At 50.7% G+C, this 13,932-nt stretch carries 16 protein-coding genes and 1 tRNA gene; 5 read left to right on the top strand and 12 right to left on the bottom strand.

Features of this window, described 5'->3' with window-relative positions:
* Positions 1 to 45 precede the first annotated feature (45 nt).
* Together mltD and gloB are read right to left on the bottom strand one after the other, a co-directional pair.
* Positions 46 to 1,422, bottom strand: coding sequence for a murein transglycosylase D (gene mltD, locus AAIE03_RS13785; RefSeq protein WP_013024718.1), 1,377 nt, complete (start codon positions 1,420 to 1,422; stop codon positions 46 to 48).
* Between the two features lie 71 nt (positions 1,423 to 1,493).
* Entirely contained in the window at positions 1,494 to 2,249 is a 756-nt protein-coding gene (gene gloB / locus AAIE03_RS13780) for a hydroxyacylglutathione hydrolase (RefSeq protein WP_019106317.1), read from the bottom strand.
* 42 nt (positions 2,250 to 2,291) lie between these two features.
* On the opposite strand from gloB, the gene AAIE03_RS13775 reads away from it, so the two are divergent.
* A complete protein-coding gene (locus AAIE03_RS13775; RefSeq protein WP_013024720.1) occupies positions 2,292 to 3,026 on the top strand; it encodes a class I SAM-dependent methyltransferase in 735 nt (244 codons plus the stop codon).
* Here the strand turns inward: AAIE03_RS13775 and rnhA are convergent.
* Positions 3,011 to 3,478, bottom strand: a complete 468-nt coding sequence (gene rnhA / locus AAIE03_RS13770) for a ribonuclease HI (protein WP_014606540.1) — start codon at positions 3,476 to 3,478, stop codon at positions 3,011 to 3,013. The two genes, AAIE03_RS13775 and rnhA, sit on opposite strands and share 16 nt — an antisense overlap.
* 53 nt (positions 3,479 to 3,531) lie before the next feature.
* Here rnhA and dnaQ point away from each other — a divergent pair, with 53 nt between their 5' ends.
* On the top strand, positions 3,532 to 4,263 hold the full coding sequence (dnaQ, locus tag AAIE03_RS13765; protein WP_014606539.1) for a DNA polymerase III subunit epsilon: 732 nt from the start codon (positions 3,532 to 3,534) through the stop codon (positions 4,261 to 4,263).
* 134 nt (positions 4,264 to 4,397) lie between these two features.
* Positions 4,398 to 4,474 (top strand) — tRNA-Asp (locus AAIE03_RS13760).
* A 153-nt stretch (positions 4,475 to 4,627) separates the two neighbouring features.
* Here the strand turns inward: AAIE03_RS13760 and AAIE03_RS13755 are convergent.
* From AAIE03_RS13755 to AAIE03_RS13715, 9 genes are all read right to left on the bottom strand, one after another.
* Complete coding sequence (locus AAIE03_RS13755) at positions 4,628 to 5,296, bottom strand: transaldolase family protein (protein WP_105088437.1); 669 nt, start codon at positions 5,294 to 5,296, stop codon at positions 4,628 to 4,630.
* Between the two features lie 46 nt (positions 5,297 to 5,342).
* Positions 5,343 to 6,302, bottom strand: coding sequence for a KpsF/GutQ family sugar-phosphate isomerase (locus AAIE03_RS13750; protein WP_072138580.1), 960 nt, complete (start codon positions 6,300 to 6,302; stop codon positions 5,343 to 5,345).
* Entirely contained in the window at positions 6,292 to 7,068 is a 777-nt protein-coding gene (gene srlR / locus AAIE03_RS13745; RefSeq protein ID WP_014606536.1) for a glucitol operon DNA-binding transcriptional repressor SrlR, read from the bottom strand. The genes AAIE03_RS13750 and srlR overlap by 11 nt, the downstream gene beginning before the upstream one ends.
* 79 nt (positions 7,069 to 7,147) lie before the next feature.
* Positions 7,148 to 7,513, bottom strand: coding sequence for a transcriptional regulator GutM (locus AAIE03_RS13740; protein ID WP_015700912.1), 366 nt, complete (start codon positions 7,511 to 7,513; stop codon positions 7,148 to 7,150).
* Positions 7,514 to 7,566: 53 nt separating this feature from the next.
* Positions 7,567 to 8,346, bottom strand: a complete 780-nt coding sequence (gene srlD / locus AAIE03_RS13735; RefSeq protein WP_015700911.1) for a sorbitol-6-phosphate dehydrogenase — start codon at positions 8,344 to 8,346, stop codon at positions 7,567 to 7,569.
* Between the two features lie 9 nt (positions 8,347 to 8,355).
* Positions 8,356 to 8,715: a PTS glucitol/sorbitol transporter subunit IIA gene (locus AAIE03_RS13730; protein WP_072138582.1), complete on the bottom strand. Its 360-nt coding sequence runs from the start codon at positions 8,713 to 8,715 to the stop codon at positions 8,356 to 8,358.
* A gap of 23 nt (positions 8,716 to 8,738) precedes the next feature.
* Positions 8,739 to 9,755 (bottom strand): PTS glucitol/sorbitol transporter subunit IIB, encoded by a 1,017-nt coding sequence (srlE, locus tag AAIE03_RS13725; protein WP_072138583.1) that lies wholly within the window; start codon positions 9,753 to 9,755, stop codon positions 8,739 to 8,741.
* Positions 9,756 to 9,772: 17 nt separating this feature from the next.
* Positions 9,773 to 10,321 carry a PTS glucitol/sorbitol transporter subunit IIC gene (srlA, locus tag AAIE03_RS13720; protein ID WP_013024730.1) on the bottom strand — a complete coding sequence of 183 codons (549 nt, stop codon included), beginning with the start codon at positions 10,319 to 10,321 and terminating at the stop codon, positions 9,773 to 9,775.
* 500 nt (positions 10,322 to 10,821) lie between these two features.
* Positions 10,822 to 12,321 carry an NCS1 family nucleobase:cation symporter-1 gene (locus AAIE03_RS13715; protein WP_015700909.1) on the bottom strand — a complete coding sequence of 500 codons (1,500 nt, stop codon included), beginning with the start codon at positions 12,319 to 12,321 and terminating at the stop codon, positions 10,822 to 10,824.
* Between the two features lie 142 nt (positions 12,322 to 12,463).
* Here AAIE03_RS13715 and AAIE03_RS13710 point away from each other — a divergent pair, with 142 nt between their 5' ends.
* A complete protein-coding gene (locus tag AAIE03_RS13710; protein WP_014592984.1) occupies positions 12,464 to 13,186 on the top strand; it encodes a GntR family transcriptional regulator in 723 nt (240 codons plus the stop codon).
* Positions 13,183 to 13,914 (top strand): allantoin racemase, encoded by a 732-nt coding sequence (hpxA, locus tag AAIE03_RS13705; protein ID WP_013024733.1) that lies wholly within the window; start codon positions 13,183 to 13,185, stop codon positions 13,912 to 13,914. Before AAIE03_RS13710 ends, hpxA begins: the two co-directional genes overlap by 4 nt.
* The last annotated feature ends 18 nt before the right edge of the window (positions 13,915 to 13,932 follow it).

The following is a 13,932-nucleotide window of genomic DNA, read 5'->3' as shown; positions in this document are numbered from 1 at the left end:
ATCGAATAAGAAAAAAGGCTGACATTTGTCAGCCTTTTCAACGTATCAGGTATCTGGCGTTGCGTTATTCTTAACAAACAACGTTAGCTCATCGCCAGGCTGAATATCTTTTGCATTACTCACAACACTGTTCCAGCGCATCACGTCTTTAATATTCACGCCGTGACGACGGGCGATACTGTCAAGAGAATCACCCTTACGAACACGATAGGTGATGCTGTTGCCATTATCCGCCAGGCTCGTGCCGCTCGATCCGACGGTCAGTATCTGGCCCGGACGAATGCTGGCACTGCGCAGGTTATTTTGCTGCTTCAGTGTTGCAACGCTGACGCCTAACTTATTGGCAATGCCCGACAGGGTATCGCCGCTTCGCACTTTGTAGCCACCATCATTACTGGCCTTTGCCAGTTGGGTGGGCTGCACTGCAGAGATATCACCGGAAGCCAGTGAATCCCGCAACTGTGCGACGTTAGCTTTCGGCACCATAATGTAGTGTGGCCCATTAGGTGCTGTCGCACCGCCTTTATACCCGGTATTGAAGCTCTTCAACTTTGTGAGCGACATACCGGCCATTTCAGCGGCTTGCGTCAGTTTTATCTGCTGACCCACTTCAACACGTGCCAGTGCACGGTTTTCGTTAGGTGTCGGCAGTTTGATACCGTAACGCTTGTTGTTCTTAAGCAACTCGCTCAAGGCCAACATTTTTGGAACATAAACCGTCGTTTCACGTGGAAGCGAAAGATGCCAGAAGTCGGTAGGCTTACCGCGTGCCTTGTTCTGCTTAATCGCTTTGAGCACACGTCCTTCGCCACTGTTGTAGGCCGCAACTGTCAGAAGCCAGTCACCACCGAACATGGTATTTAGACGCTGCATCATATCCAGCGCTACTTTGGTTGAAGCGACAACATCGCGACGACCATCGTAGTAACGGTTTTGTTTTAAACCATAGTTTCGACCCGTACTGCCAACAATCTGCCAGATGCCAGCGGCATTTGCAGATGACGTTGCGTGAGGATCAAAAGCGCTCTCCACTATGGGTAGCAGTACTAGTTCCATCGGCATCTTACGTTTCTTAATCTGCTCGACTATCCAGTACATGTACGGCTCTGCCCGTAATGTTACATCGTGGAGATAGCTCTTATTTTTTAAAAACTTTAATTTCTGTTCGCGGATCCGGGGGTTTTCCGGAATCCCCATCTTCAACTCGTCACTAATGAAACTCCAGAGATCACTATCTTCTGCGAGGCCAGTTCCATCTTCCTGCCATCGCGGCGATAAAAGTCGATCACCGTACTTTCCATTTTCACTTTGACCAGCTGAAGACAGACTCTGTGCATGCTGTTCGGGGATATTGGCGTCATTCCGTGATGCCTGACATCCTACCAGCAAGACCGAGGCGAGTAATATCGCTTTAGCCTTCATGTGTGTGTCAATAGTTCGCTTAAAAGACGAGCAACTATACGTGACGGTCCTTCACAACACAACCTGAAAAATCAAAAACGGTCTTTCTTCTCGCGTAGAACGGCAAATGTCTTCCATACAGGCTCTACCTCTGAATCAACGCTCAAAGCATGTTGTAAATCAGGATCTTGCGTTCTGAGAAATAAATTTATCACACGCTCGTGAGCCAGTTTTGTAGGTAAAGTAATGCGATTTTCGGCCCGTAAGTCCTTAATTTTATGGTATTCAGCCGTTATTTGCGGATCGTGGGGTAAAATTGCAGCAGCAAACTTCAGATTGGATAAAGTGTATTCATGTGCACAGCACACCAGGGTATCCTCTGGGAGTTGGTTAAGCTTCTGAAAAGAATCGAACATTTGCTCTGGCGTACCTTCAAATAATCTACCGCAGCCGCCCGAAAACAGAGTGTCACCGCAGAAAATATAAGGCGAACTGTAATATGAGATATGTCCTAAAGTGTGTCCGGGCGTAGCGATAACCTCGAAAGACAGACCCAGAACGTTGAATTTATCCCCTTCGCTGACCCGAATGGTTGCACCTTTGTCCGCTGTTTCTTGCGGACCATAAACGGCAATGTCAGGAAAATGTTCGCAGAGGGTTTTAACACCGCCTGTGTGGTCATTATGATGATGGGTTAACAAAATCGCTTCAGGCTGCCAGCCGTTAGCTTTGATCTTCTCCAGTACCGGCAGAGCTTCACCGGGATCAACAATCAGGCATTTTCCGTTGTCATCTGTTAACGTCCAGATGTAGTTATCTTGTAATGCAGGAATACTGGTAAGATTCATAGATACCTCTCGCTGGCCGTATAAAAAGGAAAATGGTAAAGCATGAAGCCCGCTAAAACACGCCAAATCCTGAACGCGCCACGCTCATGGCACGATATGCCCTGGGGCGTCTATTTCCGCGATGCGCTTACACAGCAGCTTCAGCCTTACCTGGGAAAGCTGTACGGCTTTCATATGCTTAAGCTTGGCAACCTCAGCGCAGAAATCAATACAGAAAATTGTGCTATCTCACATCAGGTCAGTGTAGGCACTGAAGGGGAACAGCTACAGGTGCTGGCAAATCCGGCACAGCTGCCGTTTGAATCGAAGTCTGTTGATGCCTGTTTACTGGCCCATACGTTATCCTGGAGTCAGGATCCGCACCGGATATTGCGCGAGGTTGATCGCGTTCTGATCGATGACGGCTGGATGATCATCAGTGGTTTTAATCCGTTCAGTCTGCTGGGCATCAGTAAGATGGTGCCGGGCATCCAGCGTAAAGCGCCCTGGAGCAGCCGGATGTTTAGTCAGATGCGATTACTGGACTGGCTGGGCTTACTGAATTACGAAGTGGTTTACCGCACGCGTTTCCAGGTGCTGCCCTGGCATCGGCAGGGGGGGAAAATGATCAGCGCCCATCTTCCCGCGTTAGGTTGCCTGAACATTGTTGTGGCGCGTAAACGGAGTTTTCCCCTTACGCCCACCAAGGCGCGGATGAGCCTGAGCAAAAGACAATTGCCCCAGACGGTCAACGCGACGCGCCAGTTCCGACACGTCAAAGATCAGGATTCTGGCTGATAGCCAATATCATCAAAGGCCGGGTTGTTCGCTGCGCTGCGCGCCAGTTCATCACAACGTTCGTTTTCGGGATGGCCGGCATGACCTTTAACCCATTCCCACTGAATCTGGTGTGTGCTGAGCGCGGTATCCAGCCGTTGCCACAAATCGACGTTCTTAACCGGCTTCTTCTCAGCCGTTTTCCAGCCACGCTTTTTCCAGTTGTGTATCCATTGTGTAATACCCTGGCGCACATACTGACTGTCGGTACTTAACACCACATCGCAGGGTTGCGTCAGGGCTTCCAGTGACACGATGGCCGCCATTAACTCCATGCGATTATTGGTCGTCAGGCGATAACCCGCACTGAAGGTTTTTTCATGCTGCCCGTAACGCAAAATTGCGCCATAACCACCGGGGCCCGGGTTGCCGAGACAAGATCCATCGGTGAAAATCTCTACCTGTTTACGCATCTCTGGTAGACTTCCTTCTGACAAAACGCCAAGTCTGACATAAAACGAGGCCTATGAGCACTGCAAATAACCGTCAAATTGTTCTCGATACTGAAACCACCGGTATGAATATGATCGGGGTACATTATGAAGGTCACCGCATCATTGAGATTGGTGCCGTCGAAGTCATTAACCGCCGCCTGACGGGCAATAACTTCCATATGTATCTCAAGCCCGACAGGCTGGTGGATCCTGAAGCGTTTGGCGTTCACGGTATCGCCGATGAATTCCTGCTGGATAAGCCGACCTTCAGCGATATTGCCGATGAGTTTCTCGATTACATCCGCGGTGCGGAGTTGGTGATTCATAACGCGTCGTTTGATATCGGCTTTATGGATTACGAATTCGGTAAACTGCAGCGCGGTATCGAGAAAACCGAAACCTTCTGCAAGATTACCGACAGCCTGGCAATGGCGCGCCGCATGTTTCCCGGCAAGCGCAACAGCCTTGATGCGCTGTGCTCACGTTACGAAATAGATAACAGCAAGCGTACGCTGCACGGCGCACTGCTGGATGCCGAGATACTGGCCGAAGTTTTCTTAACGATGACCGGCGGGCAAACTTCGCTGTCGTTCTCATCGGAAGAGGAACGAGCACGTCAGCAGCAGAGCGAAGGTATTCAGCGTATTGCTCGCCCCAGCTCGGGATTGCGTGTGGTTACCGCCAGCGATGAGGAAGTTAACCAGCATGAGTCCCGGTTAGATCTCATTATGAAGAAGGGCGGCAGCTGTCTGTGGCGCGCCTGAGTCGCAAAGATTTGTGTGTAAAATCAACATTGGGGCGAAAATAGCAGCAAACAGAATGTTGCACGGGGAAAAGCGTTGACGCGTACTCTTGTTGTGATTAATATTCGCCTCGTTCCCGACGGGGAACAAAGCGCGGAGCGGTAGTTCAGTTGGTTAGAATACCTGCCTGTCACGCAGGGGGTCGCGGGTTCGAGCCCCGTCCGTTCCGCCAAATTTCGACGCCATGCTGGTTATCAGCATGGCGTTTTTAGTTTTCTAGCGTCGAAAACTCCGAAACAATTTCCTTTCATTCAGGCAACCAAAGTATTAATGCTGCCAAATAAAAACGTTGTCTCACGCCAGCACGATTAACATCTTCGCACCACTAAATCATTAACTGCAAACGGTTGAACGCCCGATTCCAGTCATGACTGAAATCATCAATGGCATGCTTTGCCAGAGGGGAGTTAAACATTTCGCACATCACATCGACAGGTAAGGTGACAGCCGCCGCGCCAGAGAGCATGCAGTCCGCTACCTGCGTCGTGTTTTTAAAGCTGGCTGCTAATATCTTGCACTCCATCTTATGCAGTTGAATAAATTGCTGCATATCTGAAACGGCCTGCTTTGCATTGATATTATTATTTTCCATACGGTTGAAATAGGGCGCAATATAATCAGCGCCAGCAAAGGCCGCCAACATCGCCTGTGAGGTAGAGTAAATCGCCGTGCCTAAAGTAGGAATGTTACGTTGTTTCAACTGGGTAATCGCGGCGAGTCCGGCCCGGTCGACGGGGATTTTCACGACCATATTGGCGCACAGCTCATGGAGGTACTGCGCCTCGCGAATAATCGTTGGTGTATCCTTTGCCAGAACCTGAGCAAAGATAAGCTTCTCGTTCCCTAAAATCGTGCGTAGCTCGCTGATTAACTTCGTCAGTTCGACGCCAGATTTGGCGACGAGCGAAGGGTTGGTGGTCACGCCATTAACGGGTAAAACGTTGACCAGATCGTGAATAGCTAACGTATCTGCACTATCGATATACAATTCCATATTCCCTCCCAGGTGGCTGATAGATTAAAAACGGGCTAAATAAATGTTATTTATGCAAATCATAGAGATTGATGGCTCCAACTAACTGACCCTGTTGATTGACGACTGGCGCCGCGCTAATGCGTCGGTCATATAATTTCTGCGTAGCGGCCGCAACGCTAAGGTGTTCGGCCAGTTTGTAGCCGGGGCGCGTCAGGAGAGGATCAAGCCGATCGTCCAGCTTTTTACCAGCTAACAGCGCGCGGCGCAGATCGCCGTCAGTAAAAATACCCTCGATATCGTTGTCGTCATCACAGGCAATCACAATCCCCATACCGGTACGGGTCAGTTCTTCCATGGCATCTAACACGGAGGCGTTTTTATTTACGCGAGGAATGCGTTCGCCTTTTCGCATACATTGCGCAACCGAATTAAGCAGGCCAGCGCCCAGGCTGCCTCCGGGATGGGAGCGGGCAAATTGCTCCTCATTAAAATTACGTGAACGCATCAGCGCCATTGCCAAAGCGTCACCCAATAACAGGGTATTCACGGCGCTCGACGTGGGCGCAAGCCCCATCGGGCAGGCTTCCCGATTAACAGCAAGATGCAGTACGTGGTTGGCCTGCTGGGCCAGAAAGGAGTGGGCGACATTAGTGATCGCAATAATGGGAACGTTGAGCGCCTTAAGGGCAGGAACAATAATCTGTAATTCAGCCGCGCTGCCGGAATTCGAGATAAAAATAAACACGTCCTGCGAAGTGATCATGCCCAGATCGCCATGCAAGGCTTCAGCAGGATGCACAAAAAAAGCGGGAGTGCCGGTACTGGCCAGCGAAGCGGCGATTTTTTTTCCAATATGGCCAGATTTACCGATGCCAGAAACAATCGTTTTGCCCTGACATTGCAGAATTAATTCACACGCATTGATAAAAGCGTCATCTAAGCTGTGAAACAGATTCTGAGCCTCGGCAATTTCAAGCGACAGCGCCTCTCTGGCATACTCGAGCAGCACCTCTTTATTCTTCATCCTCCCCTCCTGCGACAATGACGTTGATTTTTTTGTCCACGAGTCGCTGAAGGTAATGAGGCGTAATACCGGCATCCGTGATAATGGTATCCACCTTATCCAGACTACACACCACATTTGGGCTTTTACGACCAAACTTGGATGAATCAGCAAGGACAATAATCCTGTCAGCCGCCGCGCACATTGACGTGCTGACGGCATGAACTTCGTTAAAGGTGGTGATCCCCATATCCAAATCAATACCATCGGCGCCAATAAATAACTTATCGAAGTTAAAAGAGCGAAAGGCTGACTCGGCAAGTCCGCCATGAAATGAGGCGGACTTTTTTCGTAACGTTCCGCCGGGCATTAAAATGGTCTGATCGCCATCCAATTCCATTAACGCATTCACAATGTGCAGGCTGTTTGTCATGACGGTAATGTTATTGAAGGGTTTGAGATGCCTGACCATTTGAAGCACGGTGCTGCCGGTATCCAGGATTAGCGAATCACCATCGTTAACCAGTTGTATGGCCGATTCAGCAATGTGCCTTTTTCTGTCACTGTTGATATGCGTTTTATGGTCGATAGGTTGATCGCCTTCTTCATGGCTCAGAATGACGCCACCGTGAATACGAATCACCTCGCTGCGCTTTTCCATTTCGGTTAGATCTTTGCGAATCGTCGTGCCTGTTGCTTTGAAATAGTCGATCAGATCGCCAATGGTGGTTTTGCCATTTTTTTGGAGATAGGCAAGGATAGCTTCCTGTCTTTGTTGCGGTTTCATCAGTAACGCCTTATCTGAAAGGGGTTTTGTCAAAATTAAAGCAGCGCTAAAATTTTCATCCTGCTTTCAATTTAACACATCACTCTTTCATTGATATGGCGGAAAGTAAGGCTTTTTGACACGTTTCACGTTCGGGAAAAATTTTTTTCGCATCGATATCATCAAGATAACAGTCGGTTAACAAAGGCAAAGCATGTGGACGCGCAAAAACGGTGAAGCCTTTCATAATGACAGCCGCCAGGATTCGTCCTTCGGGATTGACCGCGACTGCGATAATTACGCGGGGTTTAACGTTGAAGCGGTTTGAAGCCGATCGCCCGATGCCAACCCGACCTTGCTGAAATAACCCCTCCAGCATATGGTTAAAGCGTCGTAACTGATACCAGCCAAACAACGAATGGGCCAGCCATGCCAACAGTGCTACAGCAATTATCCCGCTACTCATCTTCGTCTCCTGAGCAAGGCCAACATACCAGGCCAGCGATATTGAAGGGGCAATCAGAACATCACCTGGCCACCCGTGATATTGATAGACTGCCCGGTGCAATATGAGGCCTTGTCACTTGCATAAAACAACAAGACGTTCAGCACATCCTGGTATTCACAACCGCGCTTGAGTGGCACTTTTGCAATATAGCTGGCTTCAACTTCCTCGGGCGAGATGCCCAGTTTTTTTGCATACTGAGGAAGCAGAGACTGAAACATCGGCGATTTGAGCAAATTACCCAGCATCAGCGAATGTACTCTGATGCCATAATCCGCTAAATCGAGGGCCAGTGACTGTGTTAATCCCACGCCGCCAAATTTAGCCGCGCTGTAGCCCGAATTATGTTTACTGCCTGTTTTGCCCGACTTCGAATTGATCTGAATAATGCGGCCCGGAATATTATCGCGAATCATCAGTCGGGAAAATTCACGTGCACAGAGAAAATACCCAACCAGATTGACCTGCAAAGATATTTCAAAATCTTTTAAGGCGAAATCAGTGACAAAGGACGCTTTTGCCATGCCGGCACTGTAAATCATCACATTGACCTGTTTAAAGACCTTATCGATATTGCCAGCAAGCGCAATAACACTCGCCTCATCTGTTGCATCAACCTCAAAACCCACGGCCCGATTGGCGCCATATTCGGCGTTAATTTCTGAGGCGACCTTTCGGGCGTTTTCCCCTTTCAAATCCGCGACGGCAACGCGGTAACCTGCTTCGGCCAGCCCTTTTGCCAGAAATGCCCCCAGCGTTTGCCCACCACCGATAACCACAGCAACTTCAGACATAACTCGCTCCTATGCAAAGAGTTTTACGGATGTTTCCGTCGTAATTCTGTCGGGCGCTTTTCCACTAACATGGATTGAACCAGGCAGTTGCGCGGTTGGCTGCCCGTCGAAAACAACGGTGATATGGCCCAGTTCGCGCAAGTTTTCGATCGCGACCTCACCGATGGCCGTCACGGTATAACACCGTTCTCCCAACTGCAGGGTTGAACCCGTGACAGGATGCCCCGTCAGCGTGCCATGCTGGTGGATAAAGCAATAATCCTGAATATCGGCGGGTGCGCCTTCCCGAAATAAAATCATCATGTTTTCAAGCAGCGCATCGTGGGCGTTTATGCCCACTTTGATTATTTCGGTTTCAAAGTGCGTCATGACTTTTCTCCAGAAGGGGGCGTTTAGTGATAAATAAAGGCAGAGACTGCCCAGGCAATCAGCACGGTAGGGGCACCGGTCAGGAAGCGGCCGACCAGAACGGAAGGAACCCCCACGCGCACGGTGTCCTGTTTCGCCTCCGCCAGCGATAAACCCACAGGAATAAAATCTGCAGCGGCTTGTGCATTGATGGCAAACAGGGCTGGCAGGGCAAGATGGGGCGGAATATGACCCAGTCCGATTTGAACGCCAATGAGTACACCAATAACCTGGGCTATCACGGCGCCCGGCCCCAAGAACGGCGACAGGAGCGGAAAGGAACAGATTAAGGCCAGCGTGATTAAGCCAAGAGGATTGGTGGCGAGTGGCGTCAGCCCGTGGGCAATCATGTCGCCCAAACCTGAGGCCATGATGATGCCAATGATGGCCGCCACGAATGCCATAAAAGGGAGGATGGTCTTGAGTACGGTATCAATGGTATCCCGCCCGGCCTGGAAAAATTCGGCAACGACGGTCCCCATTCCTGTGCCAATTTTTGCCAGTAAACCGTCGCTTTGCTCGGTGATTTTTTTACTCGAGTCATAATCTTTCCCCGCGCCAGCGCCACGGGGCGCGAGGGCAGCACGTTTTTCGTCATGGGTGTGAATGACGTCTTTACTGCCGTGATCATCGCGATTGACGATGCTGATATTCTCAGGCTTAACGCCAGAGACATAAATGTCTTCCAGGATATATTGTGCCAGCGGTCCGGACTTTCCTGTCGCATGGATATTCACGGTGGGGATACCGCGTTTGGGATAAAGACCACAACGCAGCGTGCCACCACAATCGATGATGGCCAGACCAATTTCATCGGCTGGCGGTTCCCCTTGTTTGAAACCATCTACGGCTTCCCAATGGGTGATTTCACTGATCCTGTCCACGATTGACGGTCGGGCGCCGGCGGTGATGTAAACAATTTTTTTCCCGGGTGTTATATCAAGTTGTAAAGGGCCGCCCCAACCGCTGCTTCCTTTTTCGATACGGATTTGTGTCGTCATTTTATTTTCCGCCTTTATTAGAGCTGAACGTTTTTATCGAGTTTGATGCCCATCTTTTTTTCAAACAGGCTGGTGGTGAGATCGGTAATCCAGCCGCGAAAAAAGTTAGTAAAAAGCCCAACCAGAAAATAGCTGACAGCAAGAGGGCCCAGGGGTAAGCCCAGGGTTGTCAGGCCACTGGCAACCCCTAAATAAACGAAGAGTTCACCCGGATTCACGTGCGGAAATAACCCATTCATTGAATGGCAACTGTATGATGAGGCCGCGTAATATCCTGGCTTATATTTCTCGGGCATAAATCGCCCCAGGCTGAGTGTCATCGGGTTACAAAAAACAAAGGTGCCAATAAGCGGTAAAAGCAAATAGCGTGATACAGGATTGCCCGCACATTTCTGTGCCAGCCGTTCAATTCGATGTTGCCCTACGAATCGGATTAACGCGTTCATTACGACTAATAAACTAATTAACAAAGGTAAAATTCCTGTCACCATGCCGACAAAAACTTCACCTCCTTTCTGGAACAGTCCAATAAACCATTCCGCACCAAAGGTGATTGCATCAATCATGTGCCGCTCCTTTTAAGGTTGCCCGGATTTTCACGTTGGTTAGGTCTTAACACGCAGAAAATATAGTCGTTTAAAAGGCATAAATATTTTATATAGATCACAAATAAATTATTTAACTTTCATTTTGAATCTTTTTTATTTTGAAATGAATGTTATCGGGTGCGGGAATCCCGCGTTCTTTCGTTACCGCGACGCCGGGATACGCAGAGGGTTTAATGACTTATCTCGCTGATTTTAAATGCCTTGTCACTGCAAATTTCTAGCAGGTCAAGACAGGGGGTAACGGGCACACGGCGCTTTTGCACGAAAGGGAGAGGAGGGCAAACAGGATGAGCGCGTATTCACCCACGAACATTATCTGGGGCGGTCAGGGCTGGCGCGCCAAACAGTCAGCAGTATTCGCCATCAAGGCGATCCGGTGTCCGGCTATTAAAAAAAACGACTCCAGTCAGAGTCGTTTATGTGGTTATTGTACAGTTATACTGCGTCTGAACAGGGCGTTATTCCTTCTGCATGACCACCGTGCCGGAAGGCATAGTGAGGTCTTTCTGCTCGGTCTGCTTTTCTCGCGCCACTAACCAGTAGCAGCTTGCCGCCAGCGCCACGCCGATAAACCAGCTAAAGTTGGCCACCTGATGCAGGGAAGGGATAAAACTGATCACCAGACAGATAGCGACTGAGGGCAGCAAAGCGATAATGGCCTTCGGGTTAAATCCACCGCGATACCAGTAGCGCCCCTGCGGTGTGGCATCAAACAGATCGTCTACTGAAATACGGCCGCCCTTAATCAGATAAAAATCGGCTAACAGAATGCCAAACAGCGGGCCGATAAACGAACCCAGTACGTCGAGCGTGTAGTGAATCAGTTCAGGAGACTGAAACAGATTCCACGGTGTGAGCAGGACCGATCCGACTGCCGCAATCATGCCACCGGTGCGGAAACTGATTTTCTGCGGCGAACAGTTTGAAAAATCGAAAGCAGGCGAGACAAAGTTCGCCACGATGTTGATACCGATCGTTGCGGTGATCATGGTCAGTAAGCCAATCGCCACGGCTAAATCGCTGCCGACCATGCTGACGGTTTCAATAGGATCGGTAATCATTTTGCCAAACAGGGATTGAGTGCCCGATACAATGACAACGGTCACGATGGAGAACAGCAGAAAGTTGAACGGCAGTCCCCAGCGGTTACCCCGGCGGATCTCGCCCATGCTTTTGCCATAGCGGGAAAAGTCACCAAAGTTCAGCAGCGGGCCTGAGAAGTAAGACACCACTAATGCCGTTGCCGTAATCATCTGCCAGGTTTGTTCACCTGCCGACAGCGACTTGCTGGCCAGCGTAAAGGAGATACCGTCGAAACCGGTTTTGTATACAATCCAGCCCGCCAGTGCCAGCATCACCACATACACTGCGGGGCCTGCGATATCGATAAAGCGCTTAATCGCACTCATGCCATGCCAGAACACCATTGCCTGCAGAACCCACATCACGCCAAAGCAGTACCAGCCCAGCTGCGATAAACCAAGCCAGTGGCTGTGGGTCAGGCTTTCAAGCGACGGGTAAAACTTCAGCAGCACCAGCATCAGCGCGTTTGCCGCCAGCCAGGTCTGAATACCGTACCAGGCAAATGCAATCAGGCCGCGGATTACCGCCGGAATATTAGCCCCGAAAACACCGAATGCCTGACGACAAATAACCGCATAAGGCACACCGGCCATCTGGCTCGGTTTAGCGACCAGGTTGGCGCAGAGCTGAACAATGCAGATCCCCGCCAACAGGCAGAGCAGCACCTGCCAGCTCGCCAGGCCCAACGTGAAGAAGCTCGCCGCTACCACATAGCCGCCCATGCTGTGTACGTCCGACATCCAGAAAGAAAAGATGTTGTACCAGGACCAGTTTTGATGGCGCGTAGGCGCCAGGTCTTCATTACATAGCTTTGGACTGTATGCTTTCCCGGCTTCAGAGGCCGATGTGCTACTCACCGTTGAATGATTTGGCATGAAACCTGCTCCTCTCAAAGACATGAATAAAATAACCTTGTGAAATGACTTTGCAGGATCCAGGCCAAATTTGTTTTTTGTATACAAAATTTATTTTTAACGTATACGATAAGTGACGCAACGCTGTTTACCGGAGCAGGTAATGAAGAGTGAAAAGGGCCAGAGAACGGCGGCCGATCTGCATGATAAAGATGAACCTATCTATCAGGCGTTAATGAACGCCATTGTTGAACACCAACTGCCGCCCGGCAGCAAATTGCCGGAAGAGGCGCTTTCAGAGGTCTTTGGCGTCAGCCGCACGGGCATCCGTAAAGTGTTGCAGCGCCTTGCTGCGGTGCAAATGGTTACGCTTACGCCCAAACGTGGTGCACATGTTGCTACGCCCGGCGTTGATGAAGCCCGTGATATTTTTCGTACCCGCAGTTTACTCGAGTGCGCCAACCTTCCCGCTGTGCTGGAACATATGCAGCCGCCTCACCTTGCCGGGCTGGCTGCGCTGGTCGCCCAGGAAAAGGCGGCCATCGAACATCACGATGGCCCTGCGGCGATTCGTCTCTCGGCGGCATTTCATATTCAGCTGCAGGCGATTTCCGGCAATCAGGTGTTAACCGATCTTGTTACGCGCCTGGCGCAGCGATCGTCTCTGGTGATTGCCGCGTGGGGCGCGCCGTGGCAACGCGGTTGTCGCTGTGATGATCACGATCGTTTGTTACAGCTGCTACGTGAAAAGGCCTTGGTGCCGCTCACTGACTCACTGCAGCACCACTTTGAACACATTGTTTCCAGCCTGCATTTCGAACGCGGCGGCGAAACCTTGCCCGATTTCACCCGACTATTTTCGGGTCACAAAGGAGCCGTATCATGAGCCTGATTCAGGTTATTAATCCTAATACCAGCCAGGCGATGACGGAAACCATCGGTCGGGCAGCCCGCGCCGTTGCCGCGCCGGGTACGGACATCCTCGCCGTGTGCCCTTCGCAGGGCGTGCCCTCCATTGAAGGGCATTTCGATGAGGCGATTGCGGCGATAGGCGTACTGGAGCAGGTGAAACTTGGCAGAGCACAGGGCGTCAGTGGCCACGTGATTGCCTGTTTTGGCGATCCGGGACTGCTGGCGGCACGTGAACTGGCCAGCGGTCCGGTCATCGGCATCGCAGAAGCGGCCATGCATACGGCCACACTGGTGGCAACGCGTTTCTCGATCGTCACCACGTTGCCGCGCACGCTGGTCATCGCACGACATTTACTTCAGCAGTATGGCTTTACCCACCATTGTGCGGCCTTACATGCTATCGATTTACCCGTGCTGGCGCTGGAGGATGGCAGCGGGCTGGCACAGGAGAAAGTGCGCCAGCGCTGTATACAGGCAAAACGGGAAGATGGCTGTGGGGCGATTGTTTTAGGCTGCGGCGGCATGGCAACGTTGGCGGCGTCGCTCACACAGGAGCTGGAGATGCCGGTGATTGATGGCGTCAGTGCGGCGGTAAAAATGGTGGAATCGCTGGTGGCGCTGGGATTTGGCACCAGCAAACAGGGCGATTTGGCTTATCCTTTACATAAACCCCTCTCGGGTGCCTTTCAGCACCTAAACTAAGCAGATGTTCCCGTTCAC

The sequence above is a fragment of the Pantoea sp. Ae19-2 genome, from assembly GCF_059801205.1.
The sequence above is the reverse complement of the archived record's forward strand: the minus strand, read 5'-3'. Positions and strand labels throughout refer to the sequence as shown.